The organism is Acidobacteriota bacterium (assembly GCA_016713675.1).
In the GTDB taxonomy this organism is placed as follows: domain Bacteria; phylum Acidobacteriota; class Blastocatellia; order Pyrinomonadales; family Pyrinomonadaceae; genus OLB17.
This window is the reverse complement of sequence record JADJOS010000005.1, coordinates 421,229-444,795: the sequence shown is the minus strand read 5'-3', so window position 1 is coordinate 444,795 and position 23,567 is coordinate 421,229. Positions and strand designations below refer to the sequence as shown.

Sequence of the window (23,567 nt, the reverse complement as noted above, 5' to 3'; positions counted from 1 at the left end):
AATTTGAGTGTGTGAGCGACAATGTCTATGGAATAGTAAATGAAGTTACAATTTTACGCCAACGGCAAAGGCATAAACGCGAGCGTGAAAACGCTTCCCAAGATCAATTACCCGAGTTAGCGGATCTGCCCGGCCGCAGCGAGGCGGATCGTAGCGGTAGGTCTGGTCGTTGATCCTAGTTCGAAATAAACTCAAGATCCTCGACCGTATCGTTGAGCGTCAATATCTGTGGCGTGAAGACGTATCGTTTACTCGCAACCGCAACCGTATACGTGCCTCCCGCGACAATGTCGTCAAATCGAAAATACCCGAGCGAACTTGTGCTTGTGCGGAGTGACGTACCGTTCGCTGATGTGATCGTGACGATTGCGTTCGCGATGCCGCCGCTTTGCGAATGCACCCGGCCGCCGACCGAGACATTTGCCGCTGTCGGCGGGAGCAGGTACCACATTCCATAGCCGTGTGTTCCGACGAGCAGTTTGTTGTCGGACGGCCGTAGAGCGAGGCTTGAGACAACGGCGTTGCCCATTTCGGACGGGCCTTCCTGTGACCAGATCGTGCCTGCTCCGGCAGGAGTTGTCGTCATATAAAGCCCGACCGATGTGCCGACGAAGTATTCCGTGCCTGCCGTCTTGCGCAGGATCGCAGAGCTCCTCGCCGACGGCAGCGGAATGTTGCCTTCGATAGCAGACCAGGTTGGGACGACCGAGCTAGCGTCCATCGTCAAGAATATACTCGAGACGCCGTAATTGGAGAATGTGACCATCACTGTGTCGTCCGTGGTGGGATCGACGGCGATACTGCTGATGTAAGCGCCGACCGGGAACGCCGGGGAGCTTATATCAACGGGAGGTGCCCCGGCTCCGATGAATGCCGGATCGTCAAGCCTGAACAGTTTAGGCGGAACCGTGAATGGCGAGGTCGTGTCGCTCGCACCGATGTACAAGCTCGACGTCGCCGGGCTGTATGCGCCTCGGGCGGGCGTGAGTGCGGTGATCTTCTTGTCGGGTGAGACCGCGGCCGTCACGCCGGTCATTGTCGTCCATGTCGCGCCTGTGACCGTCGAAGCGGACGATGTCCGGTAAAGAACACTGTCATTTGCGTAATAGAGGATCTCCGAATTGTCCGAGTCTAGCTTGAACAGCGTAACAAAAAGCCCCGTTCCCGTTCCGGCCTCCGGCGTCGGCGTTATATACGAGCCGGCAACGCCCGGGGCGAGTGTCGAGTCCCTCCTAAATATCTCTCCCAACTGAAATCCGACATATTCGTACTGAATCCCCGCAATCAGATCGGTCAGTCCGACGGAAACGCCATCGCCGCCGAGTACCATTTCATAGCTCGTGCCGCTGCCGCCGATGTTTCGCGTCGAACCGTTATCCTGAGCGCCCCCGATCACCTTGGCGTTACCGAGCCGCGGATCCACATCGACGTAATAATACTGGTAAGTTCGGTAACCGACGTTCATTTGCGTCCACGCGACGACGGGTTCGAGGTTTGCGGTCGTGCGTTGAATGCCGCCGTCGTTGCCGCAGAGCATCGTTGTCGAACTGATCGGCGAGAATGCAAATGAATGTATGTCCGGATGTGAGGACAAATACAGTGCATAACCGCCGGTGCCTGCGTAGCCGCCGATCCTGGTCCATGACAGTCCTCCGTCGGTCGAACGGTAGGCGTTCGTTCCGCCGATGAAGAGCGTCGAGGCGTCGTCGGGTTTTACGGCGATCACAATGTCGTAGCCGCCCTGCACCGCGAACGGGTCGTTGCCCGCAAGGCAGCCGGCGGCGTCAGGCAATGTTGCGCTCAGGTCTGTCCATGTACCGCCGATGTCGTCCCAGCGGAATAGTTCCGCTTCTTTGACCGATGTTGGGCAAGCTGGGGCAGTGCCGCTGAAATACATCGCGTACAGGAATTTCTCATCGCTCGGTGCGATCGCCAGCACGACGCGGCCGTACGAAGGCTCGCTGTTCCATCCCGTCGGCGAACCGCCCGGCCCGACTCCTGCGATGCGTGTCCACGACAACGGATCGCCGGACGTCGGTCCCGGAGGTGACGCCCACACGCCGTCAACGCCCGAGTCATTCGTGCCGGCGAACGCCGCGTACAATCGACCGGTGCTCGACACCACGATGTCGGTGAACTGGCTCGAGAACGAAAGCGGCCCCGCGAGCACGCTGGTCCACGTCGCCCCGCCGTCGATCGAGCGGCGAATGACCGCGGCACAAGCTATGTAGACGTTGCCGTTCGTCGGATCGACGATGATCTTGGTTATGTAATCCTCGGGAACGGTAAATGATTCGAGCGCGGTGGTATTTGACATCGGCAAACGTGCCCACGTCTCGCCGTTATCGATCGATTTGTAGACGCCGTTGCCGGAATAGCTCGCGCCGGAGCCGCTTGCCGAGTTGCCCGTCGCTTCGCCGACGCTGTAGTACCATGTGTCCTCCATTCCCAGCCGCGTGTCCTGTGCGATGCTGGTGCAGCTGAAGTGTTCGCCGAGCGGGCTCTTGCGTGTCCAGGTCGCGCCGTCGTCGATCGATTTATAAACGCCGCCACTGACGCCGCCGGCGATGATGACGCGGTTCATGGCGCCGTCGAATCGCACGTCATAGACGATCGATCGCGTTCTGCCGCCGAGATTGTCGGGGCCTTGGAATGTGTACGAATTGACCAGCGGTCGCCCGGAGAGCTTTTGCCGTTCTAAGACTGCCCTCGCCTGAGCCCGTTCCGCCGCGAATGATCCCTCGGGGATCATTTCGGTCTGCGGATTGCGTAGCATAGTCATCTCATAGTCGTACGCGCCCTGAATGTCCATCGCTTTGTCGCCTTTCTTGCGCACGAATGTCCTTTCACAACCCAAAAGTGCGGCGAACGAGAGCAGGACGAGCAATGTCAAAAGAATAATTAGACCGCGGCGGGAAAAAAGCGAACGGATCGTCGGCGTGTTCATGGCGTAGAGGCTCCTTTACCTTGACGCCAAGTGCCTCAGGCCGTGAACGCTTGGCGTTCGTAAACAGATCTTGCGGTATTTCGGAATATTTGACGAGGAATGCTGAAAATGGAAAGAGACAAGTCAGCCGTCAACAGCAACGCCCCCTTGTCATCTAATTCGAAAGTATCGGCCTGAAATTAATTCCCCACAGCATATTACACGTCTGCGGATAAAGCAATACTTTTTTACGCGCCGAGCACCGTTCACTTTCTGACGACCAGGACGGAGCAGTTTGCGTGATGTGTCACACGGTCAGAAACAGAACCAAGCATTGCACGCGACCAATAGCCGCGGCCGTGAGAACCGACAACGATAAGATCCGCCTTCCATTCGTCCGCAGCCTCGACAATTCGGCGCGCCGGCGGGCCCGAGAGAACCTCATACAAAACGCTCGTCATTCCGCTTGCGGCCAGAGCTTCGGCCGAAGCGGTCACCATCCGCAGTGCCGTCACATATGCTGGATTCTCCATGTTTATCAGCTCATCGGTCGATTCGATGATCGTTTCGAGTTCGGTGCCTGCCGCAGGTTCGATGACCGTTACCACTTTGATCTCGGCGGCGGCATTTCCCTTCAATAGTCCAGCCGCTACCTTCACGGCGTTGTCGCCAAATTCAGAACCGTCATTTGCTATTAAGATCTTCATATTCTTGCCTCCGCCACTATTATAACGCCGAGCTGTTACAAAAGCGTGAACATGATCGTTAAAGCTGATGGCTATGAATAAATATATTCGGCGTGCCGGCTCGGGCATTCTGATTTCGGCGCGTGATAGTTGTCATGCAGGTAGTTTGAATATCTCCCAGTCCTTGCGGAGGCTGGTTTCGAGTTCGGTAACGAGTTGGGCCTGTTCTTTGAGATCCGGGCGTGAATAGGTGTTGTGGAGTATATCGAACATCTTCACGAGCTCGATCGAAACCGTTAAATAGACGTCGTCTTTTTCTTCTTCAGTAAGTGCCATGTTATTTGCTCCACATAATCAGTTGAGATCAACATACTCCGCTAAAAACACAATTTCCGTACGTTATCGCACAGATGATCGCGGCTGCACCTAATGCTGCGTCCGCTCCAAACGTTCATGCCGTGAGCCAGGCGATGGCATCGGATTCCGAAGGGGTTACGAGCAGGTTTGCACCGCGGTTTACGGCGGCGAGTTCACCGAGTTTTGAGATGTGTTCGGCGGGCAGCATGATAGCGACCTTTAGCCTAGGGCCGAATGTCTTGGCAAGATGGCTGCCGAGGGCAAACTTATCTGCTTCGCTCATCAGCGTCGAGTATTCAAACGAATCGACCAGCACGCGTTTGCTGTCATTACGGACGGCCTCCGCCTTGATATTGTCGATAAATGCGTACATCTCCTCGGCCGAATGATCGCCGACCGCCGTCAGCTTCAGATATTCCGGCCCGTTCTCTACCGTCAGTTTGTAGCCCATAAAGATTCTTACCCGAACACCGCCCGCCGCCAATCGCACGAGATGCAATACGATGGTGCGCAATTATAACAATGATCGTGAGAATAGTATGTTCGTCAGTGAGCGATACTTCCCTTTTGGGTCGCTGTATCTACCACAACTGCGGGATCCGTGCTGCTGTCGGCTGCGGCTGAGGTATCATTAAGCTATCGACGGGCCGCGGGATCAGCTCAACGTTCTGTAGGAATTTATTACCCATTCCGGTGAGGATCCAATCGATCGATGCACCGGTCACCTTTTGAATGCCCAGCAGCATCTCGACAGATGGCATTTCGTCGCCGTCTATCACTTCGGCTAGTTCGTGCGAGTTCATTCGCAGTTGAAGAACTATATTCCGCATTTCTGCGTACCCGAAAAGCGACAGTATCCGCCCGCCGATATCAAACGAGGTCATCTGAATCGCATCCCGCGTGAACAACCGTTCGCCCTTTTCCGAGGTTTCGCACATCGGCTCGAATCTGTCTCTACAATTTCGCATGACAATTACCTCGCAGCGCCGCGTCTTCTTTTAATGCACTTAACGTATAAAGATAATATCGCCGCAACGAGTCGCGGAATGTACGCTACCGCACCGATCGGAATGTTCTAAGACGTGCGCGAAGAAACTCGCAGATCTAATAAGGATTCGACCGTCTAGAGGTTTGCTGTCTGTCGTTTCGGCGGTTTAATGCAAGATCATGAAGTTCCGTTCCTCGTCGCGGATGATCTTATAGCATTTGCAGGCGGCGGCTTCGAGGGCGATACGGTCGGGGATCACGAGGCGGTTGCGGCTGTACCTGATCAAATTCCTGTTCTCAAGCGATGCGAAGGCTCTATCGACCGCTTCGGGCCTTTCTCCGAGAATGTTTGTGAGGAAATCATGCGTCACCAGGATCTCGCTGGTCTCGATGCGGACGCTCGTCATCAGGATCCAGCGGACGAGACGTTTCTCGATCTCGTGAAAGCGATGGCACGCGGACGCGAGCGAGGTCTGCACCATTGTGACATAAGAAAAACGCAAGAGCATACGTCGCAAGGTCTCGGCATTGGCGCATTCGATCTCAAAATCCTTCGCGGCCATCCTCATCGCCGTTCCGTCAGCCTGAACAACCGCCCGATACGGCGCAACTTTATCTCCGATCACCGCCGGCAGCCCGACGATGCCTTCGGGGCCGACCAGGCCGATCTCCAGAGTCAAATCTTCCGGCCCAACCGCCAGCAGCGTGGTGACGGTGCTTATCGGAAAATAAACATGTTCGATCAATTCGCCGCGATCAAAGATCTGTTTGCCGAATGTCAGGTCAACCTTTTCGAGTTTCGGCACCAATCGTTCCAGTTCGTTGCCGGGCAGAGAGGCAAGCAGCTTATTCGCGGTCGGGGTAATTATATTATTCACACTTCTCCTTCGTTCAGGCTCAATGCAGAGGAAAAACCAACAACGCGGGAGCGATAATTCTACAATGCAAAAGTTCAACACATAATTCTGTGCGTTTTCGCACAAAGCGAAAGCGGCAGAAACGCGAGTGTGAACGAGCGTGCCGAGTCTCGTGATCACGTTGGCACGCTCCTTAACAGTCGCGTTTCCGCCTTTGCCCGTGTTTACGGGCTTTTTCTTCGAATTCAATGATTTTATTTGAGAGGTGGCGGCGGAGCCGCGTTGGTTTTGTTTTGGGTTTTACTGGAAAAGCATAGCTTTTCCTCAAATAGGGCCGCAGAGCGGCTTTGGAGAAACTGGTTTTCGGCGGAGAGAAGGAAATTTGTTCCGGAGAGAAATTAGTTTGTGGCCGAGAGAAGGAAGTTTGTTTCGGATAGAAAGTGATCTGTCAGGGAAAGAAGTTTTTCCGTGGCAGATTTTCTTGTTTTTGCGGGAGAACGGTTTCTGAAAATGGCGGAGAATTCTTGTCCGGGAGAAATAAAAATTGGTTTGGGAGAGAAAGAAGGTAGTGGGGGACAAATAGAATCGTTTTTGGGAGAAATTAGTTTCGATCTATGAGAAATAGTTATTGATTTGTCATAGATTTTCTTTTGGGAATCGGGGGATTTTCGCGGGAACAGGGGAATAAGGTTTTCGAGAAATGCGTGCGGGGCAGTAAATACAGGCATTTCGTGCGTTTCATATTACGTCGGGTGAAACGCCCTTACTTCGTGCGGGCCTTTGCCAAAGAAAGGGCCGCGAACATTACGCTCGCGGCCTTTGTTTTATTTTCGATCGGAGCAAGATTGGAGGACTAGAGACACATAAGTGAGATGGAGGTGTAGGCCTCGAGCATCTTTTTCACGGTGACGTCGCATTTTTTGCCGTTGATCATGTAGTCTTTGTACTTTTCTTCGTACTCAGACATCTCCGGCGTGCCGGTTAGATCGAGTCCGACTGCCTGCTCGAGGGCTTTGGAGGTGACAAAACCGCGAACCTTTTTGCCATCGATCTCCATTTCCCTAAAAGTGAATCTGAGGACCGTCTGTTTCTTCGTAATATTGTCGTACTGAGCGTAAACGCTGCCGTTCTCGATCTCGTAGTCGACCGAATACATTTTCTGCGTTAACTTTTGGCCGAGTATCGTGTTCATCTCGTCGACCGATTTGCCCAGAAGCGATGGCAGATCCACCAATTTCTTCACTGGTTTGGCAGAAGAATTACTGTTCGCAGAACTGTTGCTCACAGGCCCGCTGCTCGCCCCAAAACGCCCACAGCCCAATACCACCACAACCAACATAGATAAAACTAAAATAAGCCTCATTCTTACCATTCCCCTTTTTTGTTAAACATATGTCTGCGAAAGTGTAGCACAATGCGATGCATGCCCGCCGATCCTTTCTCCTCGGAAAATCTGACTCGTGTGTATTGGCAATTTCACTGCACACAACGAACTGACACGGCGTAGCCCGCCTCGGGATTTGAGAAGCGGTAGATCATACCGCTGTTGGCCTCGATGCGGCGGCGGTACACGTTTCGCTGACCATTGATCGTCCGGCCTGTCGACGTCCAGAAATAAGAGCGCGGACGGTCGCCGCCGATCCCGTCGAAAGTCGCGCCGTTTTTGCCGAACGTCGCGAATCCCGAGATCTTAAAATCAAGACCCGAATTTCCGCCGACCTGCAGCATGAGGCTTTCGCGATATCCTCTCGCCGTAGAGTAACCGTCGACCATCAACTGGTTCTGCGGCATCCCGAGAGATTTCTCAAGATCCATCCAGTCATTATCCGTCGGCAAACGCCAACCCGTTGGACACGCCTTGAGTGCACCGTCGAAAGTATAGAGCATCCCGAGATCTGCGCAGGCTTCGTCGTCATCGTCGAAGCAGATCGAATCGTCGTCCATATCATAGCGAAGGTTTTCCCTAAACCACGTCAGGTTCCCCAGCTTCTTAATTCCGTAAACCTGCCCGTCGCGCGAATCCTTAAAGCTGGTCTTTGGTGACGTTTTTTGGGCGGCGGCAATTCCTGCAACCAACAAAAACATCGATATTATGGCAATTGTGCGTTTCATATATTTACGTCTTACTCAGTTTTCCTCTTATTGAATTGCAAATGGTGCGAGCAGACGTTCCCACGAGCGTGAGATCTGTTTCCATTCCCATGGACAGCGATCGGCACGAGCCTTTGGCAGTGCACCTTCAGTGACAAGGTCAGCGAAGCCTTTCGGATCCGAACCGTAGGCAAGACAGACAGTGTTGAAATACCGCTGCTTGTCAAGTGAATGTTCATCAGCCTCGATCGGATTGGCCTCGAACCATTTCAACTGTTCAGGCGACATCTTTGCATTGTTAGCTTCCCGGAGATCATCTGCCAAAAGATGTGTGTAAGCACCGTCGAACACGGCATCCACGTCATCGTCGTCACCAGAGCTGAGAAGGACCACGGTCGCAAGTTGGTCGACAGCATCTTCTTCCCTGCCCGTGATCGGCAGATCAAGAATTCCGACAAGGGCATGGCCGACTTCGTGATACATAACGAAACGGATCGAGCCGATGAGGGCTTTTGTCACTTCTGCGTTGTCGTATTTACCGGTCTCATCCCGCTGGTCGTTGATGTGCAGGTTGTTGAAATGCCGGACAAACTCATAACAGAGCTGTATCGCCTTGGCCTGCGGCGAATAGAATGCGTTGATCTTGCCGCACTGGATCGCAGTGACCGTCAGATCGCTCGGCATACGGAAATTTGCGTTGATCATGTCGGCGAATTCTTCGAGGATCCTATTGCCTTGGACAAATTTCTGATACGGAACGAGCGACGGATCGGTCGGCACATCATAACGGACCCTAACCTGCCGGCCAGCTGCCGGCCGTTGAGCATTCTGTGCGATCGCATTTGTGGCTGAACAAGTAACAGCCAGTAAGCATGTTAGCAATGCTAGTTTGAATTTCATCGTTTCTCCTTATTTCTTTGCGGCGTGTTTCCTTTTAAGATTGGCGAGATATTTTACATCGCCATTTTCAGACACCGAACCAGTCCGCGAACAATTGCCTACGTAAAGATCCGCGGCCGTCCCATGGGCGTAGACGAGATATTTTTTGCCGTTCTCAAACCGATAACCGCACATCGCGCTGTCCAGTGCGGTCTTGATCGTTATTTCCGACATGCCGGTTCCCTTCCAAGTGTAATTAACAGCGAGTTTGACGAGCCAGTAATTTCCGTCCGATGTCTTCCCCATAGAGATGACCTTGCCCGAAAAAATGGCGTCGGAATCTTTGTATGCGTTCGATACCTGTGTCTTTAACTTTCCGGTAGGTGCAATACAGCTGCACGCCAGCGAAGTCTCAGCGGCGGCGAAAGTGAACGCAATGATCGCGAGCGTGATGTAGATGGATCTCTTCATATTTCTATTTGAATATGGTTGACGGATCGGTCCTCGGCAAAGGGAGTCTCATTGCCGCGATCTTTTGCGACGTTGCGGCATCGATGTTGAGGCCCCACTTTCTGAAAAACGGTACGAGATCATTCCTCGTAACGTAACACATCATATAAACAAACTTATTTGCTTTATCTGCGTCGGTCTCTTTAGGGTTGTAGATCAATGACTGTTTGCGAAACTCCTTATGTAATCGCGTAAATGCTTCCCAGCCGTAAACCGATTTGAGCTGATGGAACATCACGAGCTTCGTAAAGAATTCGCCATATTCGGCCGAATTGATGACCATGTAGTTCTTATTCGGGTTGGCGATATAGCGGCGTGCCATTTCAAACGACGAAACGGTGTTTTTACCCTCTTTATTGTTGAGCTTGGACGGCAGGCCGAACTTTTCCTGTACATAGAGCGAGTACATATTGACCTGAACCTCGACGATCGCACTAAACGTCCAACTCCGCTGCTGATAAGTGTGCCCGGTCTCGTGCCAGTATCCCCATTCGGTGCCGAGGTCCCGAGTGAGAGCGGTAAAATTGTCGCGTTTCATTCCGATGAAGTAATCCGAGGCGTATGCATAGTATTTATCCGATTCAGGAGCCGGAGTATATACATCGACCAGATAATTGATGCGGTTGCGGGTCTTCATATTCTCCGGCAAAGAATCATCGAACCCGGCAAGCTGATCATCAAGATCGATCATTTTGTGGATCGTCTCGAACATCGCCTCGACATCCTCGATCGGGTGTTTTAAATAATCCCGCGATGGAAGTGTGACCAGGGCTTTGTCCGAGACGAGCTGCACGTAGGTGTCTTCCATATTTTCGATGGCGTTTTCCCAGTCCTCATCTTCAGTCTCGCCGACGACGTAAAACGGAATTGCCGTGCCGCCGGTTACCTTGACATCGACGGTTGTTGGATCGGTGTCGTAGCCGTTTCGTTTGACGAAGATGAACGAAAGGATGCCATCTTTAGTAGACGTGACGGTGTTTGCACCTTCGCGCAATTCATTTTCCTGGGTACCGTTATTCTTTGCCCACATCGGTTTGAATCCGATCATGGTCGAGAGTTTGTAGTCTTCGTCTAGACCGCTGACGTTGACCGAAAACCGCTCGCCTCGTCGAACCCAAAGCCCGGAAGGCTGATAATCGCAGAGCACTCTTCTGTGCGTCCGTACTATCTCGGTCTTGGCCTCGGTCTGTGAGACGAGAGTGTACTCTTTTGTCTTGTTGTTAAAGTCCTGAGCACTTGCCGTTATCGAGACGAACAGCAGCGTCACAATCAGAAAAACTCTTGATCTCATAATTATTGGTGGTCCCGCTCGGCGGATCATTTGTTAGTTTTGATGTTGTCCAGATTTGTCGCCCAATCGATGATCGCTTGGGGCGCTTTGCTTCTGCGTTCATTGAAATAGCGTGTGGGTTTTTCGGTATTAAAGATAGCTGCGTGGACGGTGTTGTTCTTAAAATTTATAGCGATCGCCGATTCCAACTGCGTGCAGGCGTGTATGAGACAGCCGCTCGCAAACAGCACGCTGCCATCTTTCGCGATCGGTGCGAGCGTTTCGAATGATTCGATAAACTCGTCGTAGCTCTTGGTTCCCATAAGCTTCTTCAGACGTGCTTTGATGATCGAATTATTCAAGAATTTATCCGAATACTCGCCGCTCCAGGTCGCAATGCCCGCGGGTAACGTAGTCGGCTTCGGTTTAATAGACTGGGAAAATACGGAAATACTCAAAATGCCGGCGATAATGGTCGCAGATACTATTAGTTTCATAGATCGTTCTTCGTTCAAATCTTTCTATTTAGGCCTCCTCTAAGAAGATCCGTGATATGGCCAAATACGGCTGCGATCGTTTTCATGGATCGTTCCATATTCCTGATTTAAGACCAAACAACACAGGGTATACGACCGTAGTCTGAGTACAACTTAGAAAATCGAATTGAGGGATTTGAGTGATGCTACACTCTTTTCAAAATTAAACAATGCTTCGCAAATCACTTATGGAATCCATTAGCATCTCTGATGTCGCTTTTCCGCCTTGTGATCGCCACAAAATTTATGAACCTCTATTTTCTTTTGTCAGAAAACAAATTATCATAGGTTCGGCGGTCCCTTGCCAATATCAAATCGATCCTATTTCGAATAGAACTGCCGTCGCCGACGGGCGCCGCATTCACTAACTACATGCACATCATACTTTTGGCTTCGCTCGAAGCGTTACTTGGCATTCCCGATTGGCTGGGCTTGGTTCTTGTGTTCGTGTTGGGGACGTGTATCGGCAGCTTTCTGAATGTTGTCATCCACCGCGTACCGAATGAGCTTTCACTCTTGCCTTCATCGGCTTGCCCGAATTGCAAGGCCTCGATCAGGTTCTACCATAACGTGCCGATCTTCGGCTGGTTGATGCTCGGTGGTAAATGCAAAGACTGTAAGGAGCCCATCTCTTGGAGATATCCGGCGATCGAGGCCTTGACGGGCCTTGTGTTCCTGATCGTTTACATGCAGATTGGGCTGACGCCATACCTACCTGTCGCATTTGCGTTCGTTTCGACGATGATCGCTCTTATTTTTATTGACGCCGGGCATATGATCTTGCCGAATGTGATCACTTATCCGTTGTTCGTCATCGCTTTGGTCATTCGAGTGGTGTATCCCATCGTGTTTGAAGGAAATTATTTTACCGACACCGCATATGCGCCGATCTCATATTTGAACACCTGGCCGGCATGGGCCGTTTCGCTCGCCGGGGCGTTGTTCGGAGCATTGGTCGGCGGTGGTTCACTTTGGCTCGTCGGTGCGATATGGAAGGCACTGCGTGGCGTAGATGCGATGGGGCTTGGCGATGTGAAGCTGCTCTTAGGATTAGGTGCTCTGCTCGGATGGCGTTTGACGATATTGACGATATTCATCGGAGCATTCACCGGTGCGATCGCGGGTATTCTCGTCATTGCACGACAAAAAGAAGAGGACATGCAAACGCAGATACCGTTCGGTATCTTTCTCGGCATCGGTTCGATAATAGCGTTGCTCTTTGGTGATAGGATGATCGCTTGGTATCTTGATCGGTTCGTTTAGACCGACTTGATCGAGCTCTGCAGGCAGGCATCAGTACAGAAGAATGTCGTCGCTCCGAATTTGATGGCCCGACCCTCGGGCACCCACGTCCCGCACTTGGTACAGCTTACGAGCTTTCCGGAGTTTACGGGCTCCGATATGCGTGATTGCCGGTCGGCCGAGTTCCCTTTTGTCGCTTCCCGGATCATTCGCCCGAAACCGATCACCGCGGCGATCTGCTTTCGATACTTGAACGCGGTCAGTGCAAGCAATACGAGCAAGACCGCAAGAATTATAAGGGCTTCTCTCATTGCTGCGGCTTGTATGTCTTCGTTTCGATCTGGGTCGCAAGGTCGGCGATCGAATCATTCTTGGGATTCACCGATTTTAATGAATCAAGCGTCTTCTGCGCATTAGTCCAATCAGATTGCCGTATATAGGTCGTGGTCAGAAACTGGAGAGCACGCTCCTGTTTAGGGTTTACCTTCAACGCTTTCGACAATTCGTCGACCGCTTTTTTCAGATCGCCTGGCTCATCAACGAAATACGTTAGAGCCAGATCGGTGCGTACATCGGCATCCTCCGCTTTTGCTGCAAGCGCCTTTTCATATGTTTCCCTCGCGAGTTTGAAGCTTGCGGGATCTTTCTTGAAATAGCCAAGATCGAAGTAAGCATTGCCCAGATCGACAATAACTTCGTAGTCCTTGGGGTCTAATGTGTTTGCACGTACAAGTATTCGCTTAGCCTCTTCGAGCAGGTTCGGATCTTTCTTTATCGTTGCGAACCGATAAAGGCCTCGACCAAGATTCCTTTGAAAGGCGATATCACTTGGATTTGCATCAGCCTCGGCGATCTTTGCCTTGATCTCTTCGGGATCGACGCTCATTTCGCCGGTCTGCGGAGATGTGGCGGCAGCGGCGGGCTTTCGCTGATCGAGCTGTGTCTTGAGAGCATTTATGGTTGTCCGGTTAAAACTATTGGCGAGTATAAATCCTCCGGTCAGACCGGCAAGAGCGGCTAAGACGCCGACCGTAAGTAGTTTTGCATTCATTGAGAATAGTTTAACAAAATCGGGGTGGCAATAGAAAAGCGTCGTCCGCAACACACGAACGACGCTAATCCAATAGATGATCTAAGTACTATTTCTTGCCGTCAGGGGCAATATACGGCAGGTCCTCGGCTCGGCGGCGGATCGGCGGATCGGTCGCACGGCGTCGAGGCACGACGGTGCTCTCGCGACGGTCTACGCTGCCGGCAGGCAAACCTTTTCCGTGAACTGCCTCGACCAGTATTCGTGTTATCTCCTGCGAGAGCGTACGGTGTTCACCGGCTGCTCGCCTGCGAAGCGACTCTTTCAATTCGTTTGGAACATACGCTCCGATAAATACACCTTTACGGTTTGCCATATTATTGAGGGGTTTCTCCTTAAAATTTGAAACGCGTTTAACGCCGAAAGCTATGAGGCACGCCTGTAAGCCGAATTTTGTATCTACCTTGCGGCAAATGGCAATCATTCATCTAGGCCGGCGGTTACCCGACGGCTCAAGCGATCTACCCGGGATCTGCGGCTTCCGAAGAAGCATTGCACGGGCCGCACAAATTACGCGATCCCCTATTTGATCTTGCACCACGAGGAGTTTACCTGGCCGCCGATGTTACCACCGACGCCGGTGAGCTCTTACCTCACCCTTTCACCCATCACCCTTGCGGGCTGGTTTACTCTCTGTTGCACTTGTCGTCTTGCACTTTCATGCAATCCCGGACGTTATCCGGCTCGATGCCCTATGGTGTTCGGACTTTCCTCTCTTCGCTTACGCAAACAGCGATTGCCCGGCGTGCCTCATAGCAAGGCTCGAAAAGTATAACAAAATATGTTGAACAACAAAATACCCGTTATAAAAAAATTATCTTCAAGGTTCGATCACGTGAATCGATCGAATTGTCGGCCCGAACGCGGCTGTCAAAACTGATAGCTCCGCGAAGCAATGACTAACTGTCTGATCCTATAGGTTCCCGGAGAACTCTACTGAATCGCCGGGAAAGATCAACGTGCGGTCAGTGTTAGGGCTTGACAACAGATAAGATTCGGTCCCGAGGGCCCGCTCGCGCTTTATCGTGACGCGTTTGGCACTCTGTGTGACGCCGGCGGCAGATCGAATTACATATAGCGGCACCGCATCGCGATGTATCTGGTGGAACCCCGGAACTTCGACAAGGCCACTCACCAGAACACCATGACTAACGTATTCGGCGATCTTGACCGACACCTGCGGAGTTGAATATAACGATATCGATCCACTAAGCTGCCCTTCGATCTCGTCGGTCGTCTTATCGGCTACGGACACGTACTCGCCCGCCAATGGGAAGTCGATGGTCCCGTCGTTCCTCACCGTGTAAAGGCCCGATGATGTCGATGCATTCTGTATTTCGATCATCAGGACGTCCCCTACACCGATCCGATAAATGCTAGTTGGGGATAAGTTAGCAGTCACGGTTCGTTGGGTATTGCCTTCATTTTCTCGTACTATCGAGAGCGGACGAGATCGATCCTCGTGCAATGACGCAGGAGTTGAGTACGCAACAGATTCGATCATTACGGGCTTAATGTCATGATCAACATACCTGGATTTTGCTGTTGGGCTCGGTGCAAACGGATTGTTCCGACTGGTCTTATCTGTCCTTTGGCATTGGACCAAAGTCGCGAAAAGGACACATGCCGCGATTGCTGCGGCGAATGCATGAGGTATCGAAAGCTGAATATTCATACGATCTGGCACTAGTGATCTCATAGGCCTCAAGCCCACGACTAAATAAAATCGTAAAAACAGTCATATTCTAGTTTTTTAAATGTTTTAGCGGTGATTAACAAAGCGAGCCGTAAATATTTCGGGCGGAAAGAGATCGGGCCATCGATCGCGGTAGAACGTCAGCAGGAAATCTTCGATCTCGGGGGCGGTTTCGATGTCTTTGATATGGTCTACCAATTCGAGCGTGTCTTGGTACGCGACACCCGCGATCAGTCTTCGTACTGCATTGATAGAGTGCAAATTCATACTGAATTCGCGGGCACCGAGCCCGAGGAGGAGTGGGGTGTAGAACGGTGACCCAGCCATTTCGCCGCACATAACCGCCTCTACACTGGCGGCTTCGGATGCAGCAAGAACGGTTTTCACGGCCCGGATAACGGCGGGGTGCAGAGTCTGGTACCAATCGGCGACCGATTCATTATCACGGTCAACGCCAACCATGTATTGAACTAGATCATTGGTTCCAAGGCAGACAAAATCTACATATCGGAGAATCTCGTTTATCGAGAAGACCGCGGAAGGCAATTCGATCATCGCTCCGAGTTGGGGCTGTCCGCACGGAACTCCCTGTTCCTCCAACTTCGTCCACTCATTCTTTATGATCGCGAGGGAACGCTTTATGTCCTCAACGCCTGAAACAAGAGGCAACACGATGCGGACATTCGCATTAGTGGCGGCCTTCAGTATAGATCGGATCTGAACGCGAAACAGTCGCTCCTGAACCAAGCTTAACCTGATAGCACGCAACCCAAGTGCCGGATTCCTTTCGCGAATGTTTAGACGTGGGGATGTTTGTTCGATGCCGATATCAAAAGTACGTATTCTAATTCCGGCCGGCCCGGCGATCGAAGAGACTTCCCGATAGGCTGCGGTTTGAGTGTCTTCGTCAGGTAGAGCATTCAAATGTTCGAACAAATACTCGCTACGAAGCAAGCCGATACCGTTTGTGCCGATGTCGACCGCATGTCTGCACGCATCGGGTTTGTCGACGTTCGCGGCAATTCGAATCTTGACACCGTCGAGGGTAGATACGGACCCGACCGGGTCGCCGATCCTAATGTATGATCTGTCAATGGACTCAAGTTTTGCTGCAAGTTGATATTGGCTTTCTTCGGTCGGGTAACGAACGATCTCGCCGTCTAATGCATCAACACCCAAGAGGTCGCCGGTTTTGATCCGACGCAGAATATTTCGAACTCCCGCAACAGCCGGAATGCCCATTTCGCGAGCCATAATAAAAACATGCGATGTCCATCCACCCTGTTCGGTCACCAGAGCCGCCGGTCTTTTGCGCAAGAACTCCAGCATGGTCGATGGCCGGATCTCGTTCGCGACTATGATCGGATTTTCAGGCAGCCTCATGGAAGATTCGTTACCGCTGAGCGTATCCAATATTCGTTCGGTGACATCTTTGAGGTCAGCAGCTTTCTCCCGAAGGTGATCGTCGGCAATGGCCCGGTACCGGTCGAGGTATTCATCGGAAACCAATTTGACCGCCCATTCGGCGTTGACCAATTTGTCGGCAATAGCGAGTTCGCAATTTGAAACGAGTGACGATTCGCGGAGGAAAAGTAAATGCACGTCAAGAATTTCGGCGATCGCATTTGTTATGTCAGGGCTGTTGCGAGATGTGATCTTCTCTAGCTGTTCGTCTGCTGTTTTGACGGCAGTCCGTAATCTGTTGATCTCTGTTTCGACCTTATCCGGCGTGATCTCGATCCGAAAAAACTGACGCTTTCGGCCGTGAAGACAAACGGCCGTACCGACAGCGATACCGCGAGAAACTACGCGGGCACGGATCCGTGATTCGGTCCGGTCGCCAACGACAGGGATTGTGGCCTGTTCTTTCAAATTATTGAATTTCCTGATCAAGAAACGAGTACTGCTAAAATCACGAGCTTCCAAAACTGAACCCGCCGCCGCTGCCGCCCTGCGACGGGAAGAATGGCTTAAGCAGTCCCGCAAACGCAGCGAGATTCCGAGTTTGGATCAGAATTTCGCCGGGCCCGGTGAATTCCGCGACCATTCCTTCGCCGCTCAGAAAGCTTCGAAAGTAGCCGCTTTTGGCCGCTTTGCGCAGGTTGTATTGCAAATGAGCTTCCCAGGCGACGAGATGGCCGGTGTCGACGACATATTGTTCGCCCGGCCGCAGCACCTTACGATGAATAGACCCAAATGATGACACCAGGAGCAGACCGGTGCCCGAGACATGCAAAACGAACAGGCCTTCGCCTCCAAAGAATGATTTCGCACCGCCGAATTTCGTGTCGATCACGAGCGATACATCGCCAGCCAAATAGGAACTGGACTGGACACAAAATGCTTGATTCTGGATCTCGATTCCAGCGACGTCGCCCGGAGCACCAGGGGCAAACGTTACCTCGCCGGGCCCGCCCTTCGAAGTGAATGTCGAAACAAAAGCCGATTCCCCCCCGACTGCACGTTTCAGCGCACCAAACACACCGCCCTTCAGTTCGGAGTGAAGATCGACGTTCGAGGACATTGAGACCATCGCACCGGCTTCAGCGCAAATCGCTTGTTCGGCTTGCAGATTAACGACCGCAAGTGCGAATGCTCCTTGATGTTCGATCGCCCATGTGTAGCCTCGTCCCTGACCGCGTCCGTCGGAATCAAAATGGAACGAACCTCCGGCGATCGGGGAATTGTTCGGGATCGGCGTCTGGATCTGTTGGACGGCCGGAGGAGGCGGAGCAACGGCGACCGGTGGTTCAGCGGGAATCGTGAATCCGCACGATCCACAGAATTTTGCACCTGCCATCAGACCCATATCGCACTTGGGGCATTTCATAGAATTACTCCTCTAGTCTTTCTTATCAATATTTCCGCCGCATCGCTCGCATCCTTGGCAAAATCCAGGATCGATACGTCACTCTCGCTAACCACCAGCGAAGACTGCCAAGCCTCGACAATCGGAGGCCAACAGTCGCCAACGAGCACCAGCGGCCGGCTGCCGAGTACACGGGTCTGCAATTTATTCCAAACAAGCGAGATCTCGGTGACCGTTCCCATTCCTCCGCGAAAAGCTACGAATCCAACGGATCGTGTGATCAGGTTTTGCAATCGATCATAAAAATGATCTGTCGCGACCTTATCAGTAAGGTAGCGATTCGGCTCAGATTTGAACTGATTCATCACTATCCCATATACTCGGCCGCCTTTTTCACGGGCACCACGCGACGCGGCCTCCATGATGCCCAGATATCCACCGGTGCAGATCGTGAATCCTGCCTCAGCAAGCCGGCCGCCGAGATCTTTGGCCTCACGGTACTCGTCGGAGTCCTCTTTACACTTTGATCCGCCAAAGATCGTAATTATTTTTTCTTGAGAGCTTTCGTGCATATCGGAATCTATTCAGAACGTGCTTTCTGCGCGATCATATCCAAATTATATCCGACGGTGGTTTAACGGCAAAATGGTCAAGCCGCCGGCAGTTCGCCGGGCAGCTTGTTTCCTGCATCTCTGATCGCCTGATCGGTGTTTGTAAAGAACAGGATCGTGCTCCCGACCACAAAAAATACGATGAGAGCGAGTATCGCAGGCCGGTAGGAATTTGTAAGTTGTGCCACAAGGCCGAAAACGATCGGACCGATCCACGAAGTTCCTCGTTCAGAGATCTCGTAAAATCCAAAGAACGCCGACTCGCGGCCGGCCGGTATCATTTGTGAGAATAGCGACCTTGACAAGGCCTGCGAACCTCCAAGAACGAATCCGATCAATCCGCTCATCACGTAGGCTTGGGTGACCGTGCTCAGAAAACCGTACGCATAAATCACGATCCCGGACCATATGAAAAGCGCAATGATTATCGCGGTCTTTGTGGTCGTGAAATGAGCTATCCGTTCAAAGACGAGTGCCCCGATAAATGCAACTATCTGAGCGATCAGAAATGCGATAAACAGCACAGTTCGATCGGTCGGTATTCCCTTTGATACAAACAATTCCTGCGACAGGAATATGGACGACGCAGTTATCACAGTCTGTATGCCGTCATTATAAAGCAAATATGCGACAAGAAATGCGAGTGTCTGCTTGAGTTTGAAGAGTTCAAAGACCGTTGATTTTAATTCGCGTAGCCCCGCGAAAATATAATGCTGCCCTTCAGGGATTGAGCGAACAGGCTGTCTGGTCTTTAACAATAGAAATGTAACGATAGCAAAACCGCCCCACCAAATTCCCGAGGCAAGCAGGCACAGCCTGACTGCATATTCGAGTGTGATGCCAAGTGACTCAGCATTTTTCAAAAACACGAGATTCGCTATCAGAACAAGAGCTCCGCTGAGGTAACCGGCTGCAAAACCCCAACTAGAAACACGATCGCGGCGATCCTCGGTCGTTATATCCGGGAGAAACGAATTGTAACAGATGATCGCAGTACCACAACCGCGATTTGAGACCATCACAAACGCACATCCGAGCAAATACAGATTGCCCTCAACAAAGAACAACAAACAGCAGGCAAAAGCACCCAGAAAACAAAAAAACATCATGAATGTCTTTTTGAGATGGGTGTAATCGGCGATCGCCCCGAGAAAAGGTAAAAAGAAGACCTGAAGAAAGACGGAAAGCCCAATGGTGTAGGCAAATACAGATTTCGCCGTAACCAGATCATATCCTCCGAGGCTGATGACCACGCCATTCTCACCGACTGCCGATTGAGCAAGCGTCGTAATATAGTCGCCGATCAAAACTCCAAGAACGGTGGTCGAAAAGACCGAGTTCGCCCAGTCGTACATTAGCCAACCAAATATTTCTTTTCGGTCGTTCTTTGGAAATGTTTTCATTATCGATGGATGGAAATTCCTGACTGCCTGTTTGAAATATGATTCACATTAAATGAGTTGCTCTCATTTGTCTAACGACGATCGAAACCGACACACGAAAGTGGCGGCGGAACTACATCGAATACGCGATTAACCTCAATATTCGATGGAATCTAATTCGAAAGGCAGACCGCAAGGGCTGGGAATCGTCTTTGCTTGATCAATTGATCCTTCGACGGGCCAATATTCCCTTAAATAGTACAATTGGTGGCCGTTTATACCTATATTATATTGACATCAAGCTCGAATTGGGTGTACGATTCAGTGTCTCAATACCGAATTTGATAAATTGATTTTCGGTCGCGATCGTTTAAGCCGAGTGGTTTTGAACGATTTGCTGGAATTACAATTTTCTTAAATACTCCGGAGGAATCTGATTAACCATGGCTTTACTCAAAAAATTTAGCAGTATTTCACTGCTGACTCTCGTTGGATTTTTATTTGTTGCCGGTGTCACCGAGTCGAGTGCACAGGCGTTTAGTGAAGATTTTGCGGTCGTCCCGGTTGCGGGATGGACTACGCAGAATAATAGTGTGCCGGTCGGTTCGACCGGTTGGTTCCAGGGAAACAGCACCGTTTTTCCGGCACAAGCCGGTGCGGCGACATCCTACATCGGTGCCAATTTTAACAATACGACCGGAACGAACACGATCAGCAACTGGCTGATCGCACCGAACCGTACGATGAGCAACGGCGACCAGTATAAATTCTGGACGCGTACGACCACGGCCAACCCTTTCCCTGACCGCTTGCAGGTTCGTCTTTCGACGAATGGTGCGAGCACGAATGTCGGTACCGGGTCGACCGCAGTTGGCGATTTCACAACGCTGCTTCTCGACATCAACCCGATGTATGACGTCGATTATCCTGAAGTTTGGACGGAATTCACGATCACGATATCGGGCCTCGCAGGTCCGACGAGCGGCCGCATCGCGTTCCGCTACTTCGTCGAGGGCGGCGGTCCGACCGGTGACAACTCGAACTACATCGGTATCGACACATTCAGCTACACACCCTCCCCGGCACCTGCTGCGGATGCTCCGGTTGACTTTAACGGTGACGGCCGTACAGACTACGTTGTCGTCCGCAACACCGGCGGCGGCGGTGCCGGTCAAGTTACCTGGTTCTGGAACCTCAATAATTCGGCAACACCAACGGCTGCTTCGGCTTGGGGATTGGCGTCGGATAGTTTCTTCTCTGAAGATTTTGACGGCGACGGTAAGGATGACATTGCTTGTTGGCGTCCGGGTGCTCCGACCGTCGCAACCTTCTATATCTTACAAAGTAACGGAAACGTTCTTCGTCAGGAAACGTTCGGTCAGACGGGCGATGATCCAACTGTGGTAGGTGACTATGACGGCGACGGAAAAGCCGATCTTGCGGTCTATCGCGGCGGCGCAGCCGCAGGTGATCCCAGCACATGGTTCTACCGAACGGCACCGAATGGCCCTGTCACCTATGTTGGTTGGGGACAAAATGGCGATTTTGTGGCACCGGGTGATTATGACGGTGACGGCAAGGCCGACTTCGTTGTTCAACGTAACAACGGCGGCGGACAGGCACGTTTCTGGACTCGCCTTGCGACAGGAACCGTTTCAACTACGGTCTTCGGAACTCCGACTGACGTTATCGTTCCCGGTGATTGGGACGGTGACGGTAAAACCGATATTGCTACCATTCGCGCGTCCGCCGGTGCAATTCAATGGCAGTATTTGGCAAGTTCGAGCAGTATTATCAACTACATCGTTTTCGGAGCTTCGGCAACTGACTTCCCGACACATGGCGATTATGATGGCGATGGCAAAACAGATGCCGGCGTTTGGAGAGCAGGAACATTCTGGTCACGCAGCACGGCTACCGCTGCAACATCGGGAGTGCCGCTTGGAGCATCAGGCGACTTTCCAATCGCAAATTACAACACCCACTAATTCTGGGCGTTGCTGATCATTGGACTGAAGGCCGGGAGCAATTCCGGCCTTCTTTACGTTTGGCTTCACGTTTGAAGATTCCGGTGTCGCACGGTAGAGTAAATATATCGGTTAACTCGTTTGTTCCCGTTTCTCTATGAAAGCAATGATCCTCGCGGCCGGATTCGGCACGCGGCTTTTCCCATTAACGATCGATCGAACCAAACCGGCGATTCCCTTTCTCGGAAAGCCGCTGGTCGGCTACGTCGCTGAATATCTCGCTCGCTATGGAATTACCGAAACTGTCGTTAATCTGCACCACCAGCCGGATTCTGTTATCAAGGCCTTGGGCGACGGCAGGGGTTTCGGCGTTCACATAGATTACACCCGCGAAGTGCCAAAGATCCTCGGAACCGCCGGAGCACTCGATAATGCCCGCGAGCACCTCGAAAATGACACATTTCTGATCGTCAACGGCAAGATCATTACCGACATCGACATCGGAGCTGCCCTCGAAACACACCGCAGTTCCGGAGCACTCGCTACAATGGTGTTAAAGCCCAACATAAAGCGAGAGAAATTTACTATTGTCGAGACTAAAGACGGCATGGTCGAGGGATTTGGCGATTTTGCTCGTCCGTTCACCGAAGAAGAGATCCGTGATACTGTGCACGAGCCCTATTCGCCGCCGATGTTTACGGGAATACATATAATGGAGCCGCGGGTCTTTGATTACATTCCGAGGGGTGTGTATTCAGATATCGTCCCGACATTCTACAATCCGGCGATAAAGAACGGCGAAAGGATCGCGGCCCACCTGACGGAAGCGAACTGGTTCGAACTTTCAACGATCCCTCGATATCTGGACATAAGCCTTGCGATGATGAACGGAGCGGACGTCCATTTCGGACGCAATTGTACTATGTTGGGAATGGCGAGTATTAAGGACTCGGTGATCTGGGATGATGTCGAGATCGGCGACGGTGCAATGCTCTACCGAACCATTGTCGCTGACGGCGTCAGGATAGGGCCGGGCGAACATTTTGAGAATGCAGCGATCGTCCGGGCAGAAATGCTTCGCAACTGTTCCGAGATCCCGGAAAAAGCACTTAAGGGATACATTCAGGGCGATAACTATGTAGTTCCGCTAAACTAGAGACCGTCGATCAAACGACCTATGACCTCGATCAAGACAAGGCTTGAAAAATTTCTCAGTTCTCGCGGGTACTCGTCCAATTATTCGTCACTGACCGCAGATGCTTCGACGCGGGAATATTTTCGGATCGACCGGAACGGCGGCACAGCGGTCGCGTGTGTATATCCTGAGCCTTTTGACCCCGCGGAACACACTTACATCGACGTAACCGAACTGTTCCTTTCCGCAGACCTTCCGGTCGCCGATATATATGATGTTGACGGCGAATTAGGCGTGATCTTATTGGAAGACCTCGGCGATCGTGTGCTGCGCGATGTTCTCAACGAAGAGACAGAAGAGGTAGATTCACGGCTCTTGCGCGAAGCAATTTCGCTGATCGCCCGGATCCAGACCGCGACCGATAAGGCCTATGAGATGAACTCTGTTGCTTCTCGATTGAAATTTGACGCCGAGAAACTGCTTTGGGAATTGAATTTCTTTAAGGAACATTAATTCGGAACCTATCTCAACCGTCC

At 51.8% G+C, this 23,567-nt stretch carries 24 protein-coding genes and 1 other RNA gene; 4 read left to right on the top strand and 21 right to left on the bottom strand.

Annotated elements, in window-relative coordinates; all coding sequences use genetic code 11:
• Nucleotides 1-175 precede the first annotated feature (175 nt).
• The 12 genes from IPK01_18945 to IPK01_18890 all read right to left on the bottom strand — a co-directional run bounded on the left by IPK01_18945 (nucleotide 176) and on the right by IPK01_18890 (nucleotide 11,060).
• Nucleotides 176-2,947 (bottom strand): hypothetical protein, encoded by a 2,772-nt coding sequence (locus tag IPK01_18945; protein ID MBK7935506.1) that lies wholly within the window; start codon nucleotides 2,945-2,947, stop codon nucleotides 176-178.
• Between the two features lie 245 nt (nucleotides 2,948-3,192).
• Nucleotides 3,193-3,633, bottom strand: a complete 441-nt coding sequence (locus tag IPK01_18940) for a universal stress protein (protein MBK7935505.1) — start codon at nucleotides 3,631-3,633, stop codon at nucleotides 3,193-3,195.
• Nucleotides 3,634-3,765: 132 nt separating this feature from the next.
• A complete protein-coding gene (locus IPK01_18935) occupies nucleotides 3,766-3,948 on the bottom strand; it encodes a hypothetical protein (protein MBK7935504.1) in 183 nt (60 codons plus the stop codon).
• Between the two features lie 115 nt (nucleotides 3,949-4,063).
• The gene (locus IPK01_18930) at nucleotides 4,064-4,420 is read right to left on the bottom strand and encodes a hypothetical protein (GenBank protein ID MBK7935503.1); all 357 of its coding nucleotides are present in this window, start codon (nucleotides 4,418-4,420) and stop codon (nucleotides 4,064-4,066) included.
• A gap of 130 nt (nucleotides 4,421-4,550) precedes the next feature.
• Nucleotides 4,551-4,937, bottom strand: a complete 387-nt coding sequence (locus IPK01_18925; protein ID MBK7935502.1) for a hypothetical protein — start codon at nucleotides 4,935-4,937, stop codon at nucleotides 4,551-4,553.
• 186 nt (nucleotides 4,938-5,123) lie between these two features.
• Nucleotides 5,124-5,834: a Crp/Fnr family transcriptional regulator gene (locus IPK01_18920; GenBank protein ID MBK7935501.1), complete on the bottom strand. Its 711-nt coding sequence runs from the start codon at nucleotides 5,832-5,834 to the stop codon at nucleotides 5,124-5,126.
• Between the two features lie 832 nt (nucleotides 5,835-6,666).
• On the bottom strand, nucleotides 6,667-7,098 hold the full coding sequence (locus tag IPK01_18915) for a hypothetical protein (GenBank protein ID MBK7935500.1): 432 nt from the start codon (nucleotides 7,096-7,098) through the stop codon (nucleotides 6,667-6,669).
• Nucleotides 7,099-7,289: 191 nt separating this feature from the next.
• Entirely contained in the window at nucleotides 7,290-7,925 is a 636-nt protein-coding gene (locus tag IPK01_18910; GenBank protein ID MBK7935499.1) for a hypothetical protein, read from the bottom strand.
• 27 nt (nucleotides 7,926-7,952) lie between these two features.
• Nucleotides 7,953-8,804, bottom strand: coding sequence for a hypothetical protein (locus tag IPK01_18905; GenBank protein MBK7935498.1), 852 nt, complete (start codon nucleotides 8,802-8,804; stop codon nucleotides 7,953-7,955).
• A 9-nt stretch (nucleotides 8,805-8,813) separates the two neighbouring features.
• Nucleotides 8,814-9,254 carry a hypothetical protein gene (locus IPK01_18900; protein ID MBK7935497.1) on the bottom strand — a complete coding sequence of 147 codons (441 nt, stop codon included), beginning with the start codon at nucleotides 9,252-9,254 and terminating at the stop codon, nucleotides 8,814-8,816.
• 4 nt (nucleotides 9,255-9,258) lie between these two features.
• Entirely contained in the window at nucleotides 9,259-10,584 is a 1,326-nt protein-coding gene (locus IPK01_18895; GenBank protein MBK7935496.1) for an S-layer protein, read from the bottom strand.
• A 26-nt stretch (nucleotides 10,585-10,610) separates the two neighbouring features.
• Nucleotides 10,611-11,060, bottom strand: coding sequence for a hypothetical protein (locus IPK01_18890; protein ID MBK7935495.1), 450 nt, complete (start codon nucleotides 11,058-11,060; stop codon nucleotides 10,611-10,613).
• 411 nt (nucleotides 11,061-11,471) lie between these two features.
• On the opposite strand from IPK01_18890, the gene IPK01_18885 reads away from it, so the two are divergent.
• The gene (locus IPK01_18885; GenBank protein ID MBK7935494.1) at nucleotides 11,472-12,362 is read left to right on the top strand and encodes a prepilin peptidase; all 891 of its coding nucleotides are present in this window, start codon (nucleotides 11,472-11,474) and stop codon (nucleotides 12,360-12,362) included.
• On the opposite strand, the gene IPK01_18880 is transcribed toward IPK01_18885, so the two are convergent.
• The 9 genes from IPK01_18880 to IPK01_18840 form a co-directional block, all read right to left on the bottom strand.
• Nucleotides 12,359-12,652: a hypothetical protein gene (locus tag IPK01_18880; GenBank protein MBK7935493.1), complete on the bottom strand. Its 294-nt coding sequence runs from the start codon at nucleotides 12,650-12,652 to the stop codon at nucleotides 12,359-12,361. The genes IPK01_18885 and IPK01_18880 overlap by 4 nt on opposite strands.
• Nucleotides 12,649-13,392, bottom strand: a complete 744-nt coding sequence (locus IPK01_18875; GenBank protein ID MBK7935492.1) for a tetratricopeptide repeat protein — start codon at nucleotides 13,390-13,392, stop codon at nucleotides 12,649-12,651. The genes IPK01_18880 and IPK01_18875 overlap by 4 nt, the downstream gene beginning before the upstream one ends.
• An 88-nt stretch (nucleotides 13,393-13,480) precedes the next feature.
• Nucleotides 13,481-13,747 carry a hypothetical protein gene (locus tag IPK01_18870; protein ID MBK7935491.1) on the bottom strand — a complete coding sequence of 89 codons (267 nt, stop codon included), beginning with the start codon at nucleotides 13,745-13,747 and terminating at the stop codon, nucleotides 13,481-13,483.
• Nucleotides 13,748-13,797: 50 nt separating this feature from the next.
• An RNA gene (gene rnpB / locus IPK01_18865) (RNase P RNA component class A) lies at nucleotides 13,798-14,183 on the bottom strand.
• A 161-nt stretch (nucleotides 14,184-14,344) separates the two neighbouring features.
• A complete protein-coding gene (locus IPK01_18860) occupies nucleotides 14,345-14,776 on the bottom strand; it encodes a polysaccharide biosynthesis/export family protein (protein MBK7935490.1) in 432 nt (143 codons plus the stop codon).
• A 417-nt stretch (nucleotides 14,777-15,193) separates the two neighbouring features.
• Nucleotides 15,194-16,999: a phosphoenolpyruvate--protein phosphotransferase gene (ptsP, locus tag IPK01_18855; protein MBK7935489.1), complete on the bottom strand. Its 1,806-nt coding sequence runs from the start codon at nucleotides 16,997-16,999 to the stop codon at nucleotides 15,194-15,196.
• Nucleotides 17,000-17,039: 40 nt separating this feature from the next.
• Nucleotides 17,040-17,927 carry a TIGR00266 family protein gene (locus IPK01_18850; protein ID MBK7935488.1) on the bottom strand — a complete coding sequence of 296 codons (888 nt, stop codon included), beginning with the start codon at nucleotides 17,925-17,927 and terminating at the stop codon, nucleotides 17,040-17,042.
• Between the two features lie 26 nt (nucleotides 17,928-17,953).
• Nucleotides 17,954-18,508 carry an LOG family protein gene (locus tag IPK01_18845; GenBank protein ID MBK7935487.1) on the bottom strand — a complete coding sequence of 185 codons (555 nt, stop codon included), beginning with the start codon at nucleotides 18,506-18,508 and terminating at the stop codon, nucleotides 17,954-17,956.
• A gap of 77 nt (nucleotides 18,509-18,585) precedes the next feature.
• A complete protein-coding gene (locus IPK01_18840) occupies nucleotides 18,586-19,950 on the bottom strand; it encodes an MFS transporter (GenBank protein MBK7935486.1) in 1,365 nt (454 codons plus the stop codon).
• Between the two features lie 422 nt (nucleotides 19,951-20,372).
• Between IPK01_18840 and IPK01_18835 the strand changes: the two genes are divergently transcribed.
• The 3 genes from IPK01_18835 (at nucleotide 20,373) to IPK01_18825 (ending at nucleotide 23,544) form a co-directional block, all read left to right on the top strand.
• Nucleotides 20,373-21,917 (top strand): VCBS repeat-containing protein, encoded by a 1,545-nt coding sequence (locus IPK01_18835; GenBank protein MBK7935485.1) that lies wholly within the window; start codon nucleotides 20,373-20,375, stop codon nucleotides 21,915-21,917.
• 136 nt (nucleotides 21,918-22,053) lie between these two features.
• A complete protein-coding gene (locus IPK01_18830; GenBank protein ID MBK7935484.1) occupies nucleotides 22,054-23,052 on the top strand; it encodes an NDP-sugar synthase in 999 nt (332 codons plus the stop codon).
• A 21-nt stretch (nucleotides 23,053-23,073) separates the two neighbouring features.
• Nucleotides 23,074-23,544, top strand: a complete 471-nt coding sequence (locus IPK01_18825) for a hypothetical protein (protein MBK7935483.1) — start codon at nucleotides 23,074-23,076, stop codon at nucleotides 23,542-23,544.
• Nucleotides 23,545-23,567: the final 23 nt, after the last annotated feature.

Bases quoted from the DNA above. Each gene is read 5' to 3' on its own strand.
- IPK01_18945 (MBK7935506.1), bottom strand. From the start codon at position 2,947: ATGAACACGCCGACGATCCGTTCGCTTTTTTCCCGCCGCGGTCTAATT.
- IPK01_18940 (MBK7935505.1), bottom strand. From the start codon at position 3,633: ATGAAGATCTTAATAGCAAATGACGGTTCTGAATTTGGCGACAACGCC.
- IPK01_18935 (MBK7935504.1), bottom strand. From the start codon at position 3,948: ATGGCACTTACTGAAGAAGAAAAAGACGACGTCTATTTAACGGTTTCG.
- IPK01_18930 (MBK7935503.1), bottom strand. From the start codon at position 4,420: ATGGGCTACAAACTGACGGTAGAGAACGGGCCGGAATATCTGAAGCTG.
- IPK01_18925 (MBK7935502.1), bottom strand. From the start codon at position 4,937: ATGCGAAATTGTAGAGACAGATTCGAGCCGATGTGCGAAACCTCGGAA.
- IPK01_18910 (MBK7935499.1), bottom strand. From the start codon at position 7,925: ATGAAACGCACAATTGCCATAATATCGATGTTTTTGTTGGTTGCAGGA.
- IPK01_18905 (MBK7935498.1), bottom strand. From the start codon at position 8,804: ATGAAATTCAAACTAGCATTGCTAACATGCTTACTGGCTGTTACTTGT.
- IPK01_18900 (MBK7935497.1), bottom strand. From the start codon at position 9,254: ATGAAGAGATCCATCTACATCACGCTCGCGATCATTGCGTTCACTTTC.
- IPK01_18895 (MBK7935496.1), bottom strand. From the start codon at position 10,584: ATGAGATCAAGAGTTTTTCTGATTGTGACGCTGCTGTTCGTCTCGATA.
- IPK01_18890 (MBK7935495.1), bottom strand. From the start codon at position 11,060: ATGAAACTAATAGTATCTGCGACCATTATCGCCGGCATTTTGAGTATT.
- IPK01_18885 (MBK7935494.1), top strand. From the start codon at position 11,472: ATGCACATCATACTTTTGGCTTCGCTCGAAGCGTTACTTGGCATTCCC.
- IPK01_18880 (MBK7935493.1), bottom strand. From the start codon at position 12,652: ATGAGAGAAGCCCTTATAATTCTTGCGGTCTTGCTCGTATTGCTTGCA.
- IPK01_18875 (MBK7935492.1), bottom strand. From the start codon at position 13,392: ATGAATGCAAAACTACTTACGGTCGGCGTCTTAGCCGCTCTTGCCGGT.
- IPK01_18870 (MBK7935491.1), bottom strand. From the start codon at position 13,747: ATGGCAAACCGTAAAGGTGTATTTATCGGAGCGTATGTTCCAAACGAA.
- IPK01_18860 (MBK7935490.1), bottom strand. From the start codon at position 14,776: ATGATCGAAATACAGAATGCATCGACATCATCGGGCCTTTACACGGTG.
- IPK01_18850 (MBK7935488.1), bottom strand. From the start codon at position 17,927: ATGGCAGGTGCAAAATTCTGTGGATCGTGCGGATTCACGATTCCCGCT.
- IPK01_18845 (MBK7935487.1), bottom strand. From the start codon at position 18,508: ATGCACGAAAGCTCTCAAGAAAAAATAATTACGATCTTTGGCGGATCA.
- IPK01_18840 (MBK7935486.1), bottom strand. From the start codon at position 19,950: ATGAAAACATTTCCAAAGAACGACCGAAAAGAAATATTTGGTTGGCTA.
- IPK01_18835 (MBK7935485.1), top strand. From the start codon at position 20,373: ATGGCTTTACTCAAAAAATTTAGCAGTATTTCACTGCTGACTCTCGTT.
- IPK01_18830 (MBK7935484.1), top strand. From the start codon at position 22,054: ATGAAAGCAATGATCCTCGCGGCCGGATTCGGCACGCGGCTTTTCCCA.
- IPK01_18825 (MBK7935483.1), top strand. From the start codon at position 23,074: ATGACCTCGATCAAGACAAGGCTTGAAAAATTTCTCAGTTCTCGCGGG.